This is a genomic window from Chryseobacterium polytrichastri (assembly GCF_900142445.1).
Taxonomy (GTDB): Bacteria; Bacteroidota; Bacteroidia; order Flavobacteriales; family Weeksellaceae; genus Chryseobacterium; species Chryseobacterium polytrichastri.
Map to the genome: position 1 here is coordinate 1 of NZ_FRAV01000064.1, position 8,367 is coordinate 8,367.

The following is an 8,367-nucleotide window of genomic DNA, read 5'->3' on the forward strand; positions in this document are numbered from 1 at the left end:
GAAAGGAAATATTTTTGATAATCTAATGAAAAAAATTTCAAACACTCCACCTTGCCCATATAAAGAAATTATTAACTAAAGGGATAAGTCGATAATCTTATTTAATATAGTAGCAATGTCAGAATAGCTTTATCAGTTTTAATAATTGCGAAATAATTTGTCAAAAATCTATATTCGCGGAATTAGCCTTTGAAATCAGAAGTTTTTATATTTAAATTGTAAAAAAATGCAAACAAACATATTGTATTGTCAATATGTTTTAGCGAGAATGTTGATAATATGTAAGTCTTGGAAAAATATATTCTGAACAATATACTTGAATGTACCATATTGAAGGTTGGAGTTAAATTAAGGAATGTTAGATTGTTGTAATTTAAAGCAGTTGTGTTTTAGCTTAGGACCTAAATTTTTTGATTTATGGTACATTCAATTATATTATTGGCTAAATATTCTATCTGATCTAAAGATATAAAAGCCTGTTTAAATTTTGTTCAATAATATTTTTATAGCGGATAATTTGACCATGTTTTCAGAATTCTCCATTAGGAATTAATAATTTCGGCAAAGCCTTCTATCATTATCAAACCAAGAAATTGTTCATTCAACGATCCATCTTTTGTGTACAGGTTTGAAAGTTTTTCTTTATTATCGGACCATAAAACGACCTGAATGATGTAACCAAATTTATTTTTTGTTTCTTCAATAATATTTCCTCTATAGCCCTATCTGCTAAAATTACTTTAACCGAAACCAAAAGATAATGGAGTGTTCTCATCAATAATAAAGCAGCTTTACTATCATGAAAACTGGCTACACTTACCATGACTGCTAATAAAAATCCATTCTTATCTACTATAACATGCCTCGTAATTCCTTTAATCTTCTTATTACCATCAAATCCACTAAGGGAACGATTGTTTCCATAGCACCCGCTCTGGCTGTCTATAATTCCTAAACTTGCTTCTGCATTTTGTCCTATCTTCACTCGTACTGTCTCTCTTAAATTTGTCAGAAGTAAGACGAATAATTCTAAATTACTCCATTTAGAGTAATAATAGTAAACCAATTGCCATTTGGGATAATTTGAAGGGAGTATTCGCAACTGACAGCCTGTTTTTACAATATAATAAATAGCATTCCAGATAATACATAAATCATATTTTCGCTTTCTATCATCAAAATCAAGCGTTTTTTTTATAAATTGCCACTGAGTAAGGGTTAAGTCCTTTGGATAAATCAATTTTTTTGTTTTGCAGCTCTAAATTGACATTTTTAATCCAATTAGCATCCCTTACTCTTTTTTTATTTACATTTTTAAACAGGCTCTAAATTGAGGAAAATTAATAATCATTATACATTGCAAATGCTTGGAATGAAGTACCTGGAAAATTTCCTCCTTGGATACATTGAGCAGCTGTGGTAAAGTCAAAACATGTTCCTAGAACTTCAATACTGTGCGTGCCTGCAGCTAACAAGGTTATATAACTGCCGGTATTATAAAAAATACCTGTTAAATTAGTTCCTGTAGCGGTACTATTAGTGTAAGAATTAGAGGATCGAACCATATTAATTCCATTTACATTTAAGTGGGTTCGTAATATTTTCATTCTACCATCTGAAGCACCTGCAGACAGTGTTACAGGAACTGAATAACTAATCATTACAAAGGCAGGTTTTGTTAAAGTTATAGATTGATTGCTAATACTTATCGCAATAGCTGCATTTCCATTTCCGCCTGCATTTACAGAAGGTAAAGTAGTAAGATTAAATAACTGTACCATTTGCTGATTAAGAAGATTTTTTTTCACATAATCAACATTTCCATTTGTATCAGCAATTAAAACATTATTAAAAGAAGTATTTGCTGATTGATCTGTCTGCGTTCTCACCCTTAAAGTCCCATTAAGGTCCAGGGTTCTGGAAGGAGTCGTCGTATTTATCCCCACCTGAGCGTTGATAAATGAATTAATTACCAACGTAAAATAAAAAGCTTTCATAAGATATTTTTTTTAATTATTAGTGTTATAAAATTACAATTTTTCACTATACAATGTGTAATATCTATAAAAAAACATTCTATTTGTTAAGTAACTTGTTTCTAAAAGCTAATTTCTCTATTGTTTAAACAGCTTGCTGATTTTGTCTAGTCCTGAAATAATGATACAAAAAAATCATTATTATGGAATTATCATGCCATTACGTAAAACGTACTAAGCGAGACTATATTCTAAGTTTTAAATTAAGTATCCTAGAGAAAATAGAAAAAGGAGAACTCTCTACAGTATGAGCTTTTAAAAAGTATAGTACCCAGGCCAGAAGTACTGTTATAAGTTGATTAAGGAAATTTGATAACTTTAATTGGGCAAATCAAACACCCTACCATATGCCAAAAACATCCGAGCAACAAATAATGGAGCTTAAGGCTAAAGTAAAAGTGCTTGAAAAATAGAAAACTTTTTAGAAAAACAAGCTTATGTATCTGATAAGAAATCTATTATTTTTGATATGATTATAGATATTGAAGAGCAGTAATATCGTATTGGTATCTGAAAAAACTCACCATCCGAACTATCAGCTCTTTTAAATAAAAAGAACAATAAAGAATAGCTTTTTCCGGTCAATTGTTCGGGGCTGATTTCCTCTTAAAAAAAATCTCACAGCACCCAAAATAACCAGAGATAAGTTCTTTAACTCTTAAGAGCTAATCGTTTTTTAATCTAAAGAATTCCTTGAGGCTCTGCCTTGGGGTTGAAAGAGGAAAAGTTTGAAAAACGGATGGTTTTTCAAAAGAATAAAAAAATATAGCTTTGATTTATGGATAATTATATTCTGTAAAGATATACTAAAACATTACTTCTTTACCATATCGTTTTTCCTGTAAATATAAGGATTCGGTCATTGGTGATGAAGTTGGAACTGGATTGAAAGAGTTCTGTATTGAATTGTTTCATCGGGATGTAATTCACTTTTTAGAAATTGGTTATGAAGAGAACCACGTTCATTTTTTGATACAAAGTATTCCAAATTTATCAATTAGTGAAATTTGTATGAAAGTAAAAAGTATCACAACTAAAGAAATGTTTTATGTATATCCGTAATTAGTAATAACGTAAATAATAATTTGATAATCAAAAAGTTAAACTGTTTGATTTTGAAGATGTTACTCTTGAAATTAACCGGAAATACCTTCAATTCTATCTATATGGGTACATTATACATACTAAATCGAAATATTTTGGTAATAAAACCATCAAAAGCCCTTTAATAGAAGGTGCTACAGGAATATGAGCCAAAACGGATATACGTAAAATGTTTAGATGTTTTCCTGAAATTAAAACTAAACTTTTGGGTGGGAATTTTTGAACAAGTGGTTATTATGTAAATACAGTAGGTCAATATGGGAACAGAGATGTCATTAAAAGTATATAGAAAATCAAGGAAAAGAAAAAAAATATCAGAAAATACATGATGCTCAACTTACACTTTTTGGCTTCTAATACTTCCAGACTCTGCCTCGGGTAGTTTATTTATTGCCAGAATAAGCTATCATAAAACGAGCAACCCATATTATTATTATTTTAGAAAGCATTCTGATCTGATTAAAGAATATCATATCGATGGAACAAATAAGGCCTGGTTCTCAGACATTACCTACTTACCCCTTGGAATCTTATTAAAATATTGGTTTTGTGCTGTTTAATTGTATTTAACTTCATATTTCCCCTTGTGTAAAACTGTAAGAAATAGTATTTTAGGTTATAAAAAGTGGCAAAATGTTAGGAAAGCTCAAACCAAATTTACGGTATAACTTATTAAAAAATAGACTTATGGAACTCATTAATATGGAGCATCCATTGGTAAAATTGGTTCAGGAGATTTGTTGAGATAAATTGGAGATTGAATTTTCTAGTCTTTTTTCAGAGCGCGGAAGGCCTTTTGTTGCGATTCGTAAAATAGCAGGATTACTTTTACTCAAGGAGATGTTTAATCTCTTTTTGGTTTAATTCCTCTAAGCTCTGCTTCGATTTTGTGTAATTTTGTTTTGTGAGCGAATATACTCATAAAAAGGATAATGTATCAGTATTGTTGTATCATTTTGTATGTCCTGCCAAATATAGAAGAGTGGTTTTTAGTGAAGCAGTTGATATTAGTTTGAAAGAAATTTGTTTGGAGATATCAAAACGTTATGATATAGCTTTTATTGAAATTGGGACCGACGAAGATTATGTTCATTTTTTGATTCAAAGTGTTCCTGTTGAAAGTCCGACTGAAATAATTCGGACCGTGAAAAGTATTACCGCAAAGGAGATTTTCAAAAGACATCCAGAAGTTAAGTCAAAATTATGGGGTGGTGAATTTTGGAGTAAAGGATTCTACGTTAACACAGTTGGTAGACATGGAGATGAGAATACGATTCAAAATTATGTGAAATCTCAAGGAAAAGAACAAGAATATAAAAAGATACATGGTCAACAATTATCAATTTTCTACTACCTCTGGGGCTCTGCCCTGAGGTAGTATTACTCCTGGAATTAAACGAAAACACCTTCAATTCTATCTACATGGGTACATTATACATACTAAATCGAAATATTTTGGTAATAAAACTATCAAAAGCCCTTTAATAGCAGGTGCTACAGGAATATGAGCCAAAACGGATATACGTTTAATAAATAATTATTATTTCAGAAACCTATTATTCGTAAAGAAATTGATATATCTAACAGGTTTAATTTTATTAGTGAGCTTTTAGAAGAACCATTTTTTAATAAATTCTAATAATTCAAGCATAAAATCATCGATAAACACCAAGAGATGCATTCTGATGGAGATTAAATATACTATACAAAAAAATGAATTTAGAGATTTAAGAGGACTGTTAATTATAAGTTTGTTTAAAATCTAATGTCACATTTTTTTTCGAAGTTGGTTAGAACGTGATTTAGTTTTTCTTTGAGATTTTCTAAAGATTTATACGCTTTAAAATCTATTCATTGGTGTTTTATTTGCACAAAATTTCTATCAGATTTAACCATGGAGAATAGGGGGTAGTAAGAAGTAAATAAAAATACCTTTTTCTTATATGCTTTAAAGAAATGTAGTCTGATCATAAAAGAAAAACCACTTACTAAAAGTAAGTGGTCTCAATGTTTGGGAACATTTATATGAGGTTTTGTGTTTGTAGAATAATTTATGCCTGAAAATTAATCTTCTGCTTTATTTGTATAGATTAATTAGTTCTTCTTTTGGGATTTTAGAGATTTTAGTTCTAATTGAAGGTCTTTTACTTGTTTTTCCAGCTCTTTTACAGCGTTCACTAATATTTTTGTAAGGGCACTTTCATCTAGCTCTCTTTTATCTTTCAAGCCGCTTTTTGAACTATCATCTATTGTTTTAACCATATAAGGAGCTGCTTTTTCTACTTCTTGTGCAATAAATCCTACATATTCTTTATCTAAATCTTTATACCCTGATTTTTCATTATACTTATAGGTGACGGGATGAAGTTGAGTAATTATATTTAATCCATCTTTGAAGTCATTAATGTCTTTTTTGACTCTTTTATCAGAAAAGGTTCCCCAAGTTCCACCACCTGGTTTATCAGCAGTTCCGTTTACAGAGAGCATCGAAGTTGGGACTATTGTACCTATTCCCACTCTTCCGCTATTGGTATCTGTAAGGTACATGAGTTCATTCAGACCGTTTCCAACGCTAAAAGATAAATATTTTCCGGTACCTGCAGTTGTAGTATTTGTATCACCAAAATTAATTCTGGCAACTGGTCCGGTACCTACTGTTGAAGCAGATCTTATATTAATTCCAAAGTTATCCGTTCTATTACCATAGGTAAAACCATCTTCGCCAATATTTATATCAAGAGCGTTTCTTGTAGCTGCCACGGTAACTGCTGCATTTAGGTATTCACTACCTTCCACATGTAATTTTCTTGTTGGTACTGTGGAGCCAACCCCCATATTTCCGTTTGCTAACATGGTAGCTACTGTTGTTAAAGTTTGCCCATCTCCATACGTTCCAACAGAATTGGTTCCCACATTGAACTGTAAACCTGATTCTGCTCCTGAAGCATTAATAGAAGGAGTACTAGGGGTTACGTTAAACCAAAGATTATCCCAGCTTCCACTTCCAACTGCATTTTTAATTCCAAAAGTAGTTCCTACAATATCTACTTTAGCTACAGGCGTTGGTGTTCCTATCCCTACATTTCCCTGTATAATAGCTCCGTTAGCTGGAGCTGCAGTAACTATATAGCCATTTCCAATAGCTGCATTACCGTTTACAGCAAGATTACTTGCAGGATTAGGAGTTGCATTAATTCCTAATTTACCCGAACGTGTAAGTGTTAATATTTGTGATATAGAGGTCGTAGCATCATCACTCACTGCCTGAAAGTTAAAAATCGGCTCTGTAGTATTTAAACTGTAATTCATTTTTAATAACTTTGAGCCTGCTGCTGCACTTGTATTTTCAAGATAAAAGCCTGGACCACTAAAACCTGCTGCACTAGCTGTACCGGTGACTGCTAAACCCGAAATGAAACTTGCAGCGATTCCGCTGGTTGCACCTGCTTCTGTAATATGAATCTGTTGTTTTGGTGTAGTAGTACCTACACCAATTCTTTTATTGGTAGCGTCTATGGAAAGTGTGGTATTATCTACGGAAAACGCATTGACGGCAGTTCCTGTAAAAGCTAATGTATTGGCTCCTTGGTTTACAATTCTGTTTCCTGTAAGAGTGCCGTTAGTATTATAAATATTAACACTACTAAATACAGTGCCGTTAGGGTTTTCTAATTTTACCCATCCAAGGCCACTATAATAATAATAACCAACAGCATCCATAGTTGCAGCAATTCCTGTTTGGCTTCCTGTAGTCACATTATTTACAAAGATCATGGTAGAAATAGGTATAGCCGTCATACTCTGAGCTCTTAGTCGATCTACTCTAGGAATTAATAGTCCGTCTACATTAGTAGTAGCTCCGGTAGCATTTTTAGCAACAACTTCTAATGTGGATGTAGGAGTAGCTGTGTTTATCCCTACTTGTGAGTATATAGCAGTACTTGAGCTCAGCAATGCTACGAGGGGGTAAAATTGTTTCATTCTCATGGTAAGTTTATTTAAGTTTTTTTTCTTATTGATAAAACACCTAATAAATATTAAATACTTTTTCTGATGTTTTTAGGCAATTGTTTTTTACAAAATAATGTACAATTTGTCTAAAAACAAATATAATATTTTTTAAGTATAATCCAAGAAAAATTAACAAATATATTGTCACTTAATAAGTTATTATAAATCACTATATTTAGAATTTTGTAAATTGTGGAATTAACTTAAAAAGAAAAGATAGACTACAAGATAATTATGATATTTTAAGCTTAGAGCCTGTTTAAATTTTATTCTAAAAGAATACCTCGAGGCTTGCCTCGGGGTAGTTTATTTACCCATTGGCATCTATTACAACAGGCCTGTCTGTATTAGGGTTTCCTGCTGTGGTGCCTTGTAAACGTAATGGATCAGTGGTTGCAGTTACGTGAAGTGCATTGGTTGGAGCATTATTACCAACTCCCAAATTTCCCTGTACAATAGCTCCATTAGTTGGGGCAGCAATACCTATATAACCATTTCCAATGGCAGCATTACCGTTCACAGCAAGATTGCTTACAGGGCTAGATGCATTATTAATTCCTAATTTACCTGAGCGCGTAATTGTCAACATTGGCAATCCTGCTACTCCAGCATTATCACTCACTGCCTGAAAGTTCATGATAGGCTCTGTTGCATTTAAACTGTAGTTGATTTTCAATAATTTAGATCCTGCTGTTGCGCTTGTATTTTCAAGGTAAAATCCCGGACCACTTGCTGTTCCTGCATTTCCAGTTCCTGTAACTGCTAATCCGGATATAAAACTAGTTGTTATTCCACTTGTTGCACCGCTTTCTATAACATGCATTTGTTGTTTGGGTGCAATAGTACCAACGCCAATTCTTTTATTGGTAGCATCTACAGAAAATGTGGTATTATCTACCGAGAATGCATTGACCGCGGTTTCTGTAAAAGCTAATGTACTACCTCCCTGGCTCACAATTCTGTTTCCATTAAGTGAACCGTCATTAGTGTAAATGTTAATCGGTGCATTTATTTTAACCCAAGCAGTACCATTATAAAAATAATACCCTAATGCATCAATATTTATTGCCGTTCCGAGTTGTGTCCCTGTGACAAAATTATTAATGTAAATTAATGTAAGTATTCCGACAAATTTAGATTAGAGAAAACGGCGAATATTTGATGCGTATTGCTTTTCCAATATTTGCCATACATCTATTAACCGTATAAAAAAGAG

General features: G+C 32.3%; 6 protein-coding genes. 2 read left to right on the forward strand and 4 right to left on the reverse strand.

The window, feature by feature from the left end; all coding sequences use genetic code 11:
- Positions 1 to 601 precede the first annotated feature (601 nt).
- The gene (locus BUB80_RS22490; protein ID WP_228433936.1) at positions 602 to 1,240 is read right to left on the reverse strand and encodes a transposase; all 639 of its coding nucleotides are present in this window, start codon (positions 1,238 to 1,240) and stop codon (positions 602 to 604) included.
- A gap of 100 nt (positions 1,241 to 1,340) precedes the next feature.
- A complete protein-coding gene (locus BUB80_RS22495; protein WP_073297932.1) occupies positions 1,341 to 1,997 on the reverse strand; it encodes a hypothetical protein in 657 nt (218 codons plus the stop codon).
- Positions 1,998 to 2,849: 852 nt separating this feature from the next.
- On the opposite strand from BUB80_RS22495, the gene BUB80_RS24095 reads away from it, so the two are divergent.
- Both BUB80_RS24095 and tnpA read left to right on the forward strand, forming a co-directional pair.
- A complete protein-coding gene (locus BUB80_RS24095) occupies positions 2,850 to 3,098 on the forward strand; it encodes a transposase (RefSeq protein ID WP_083547375.1) in 249 nt (82 codons plus the stop codon).
- A gap of 946 nt (positions 3,099 to 4,044) precedes the next feature.
- Positions 4,045 to 4,518, forward strand: coding sequence for an IS200/IS605 family transposase (tnpA, locus tag BUB80_RS22510; RefSeq protein WP_073297934.1), 474 nt, complete (start codon positions 4,045 to 4,047; stop codon positions 4,516 to 4,518).
- Between the two features lie 716 nt (positions 4,519 to 5,234).
- Here the strand turns inward: tnpA and BUB80_RS22515 are convergent.
- Both BUB80_RS22515 and BUB80_RS22520 read right to left on the reverse strand, forming a co-directional pair.
- Positions 5,235 to 7,121, reverse strand: coding sequence for a tail fiber domain-containing protein (locus BUB80_RS22515; RefSeq protein ID WP_175549646.1), 1,887 nt, complete (start codon positions 7,119 to 7,121; stop codon positions 5,235 to 5,237).
- Positions 7,122 to 7,461: 340 nt separating this feature from the next.
- Positions 7,462 to 8,106, reverse strand: a complete 645-nt coding sequence (locus tag BUB80_RS22520) for a hypothetical protein (protein ID WP_073297937.1) — start codon at positions 8,104 to 8,106, stop codon at positions 7,462 to 7,464.
- Between the last annotated feature and the right edge of the window lie 261 nt (positions 8,107 to 8,367).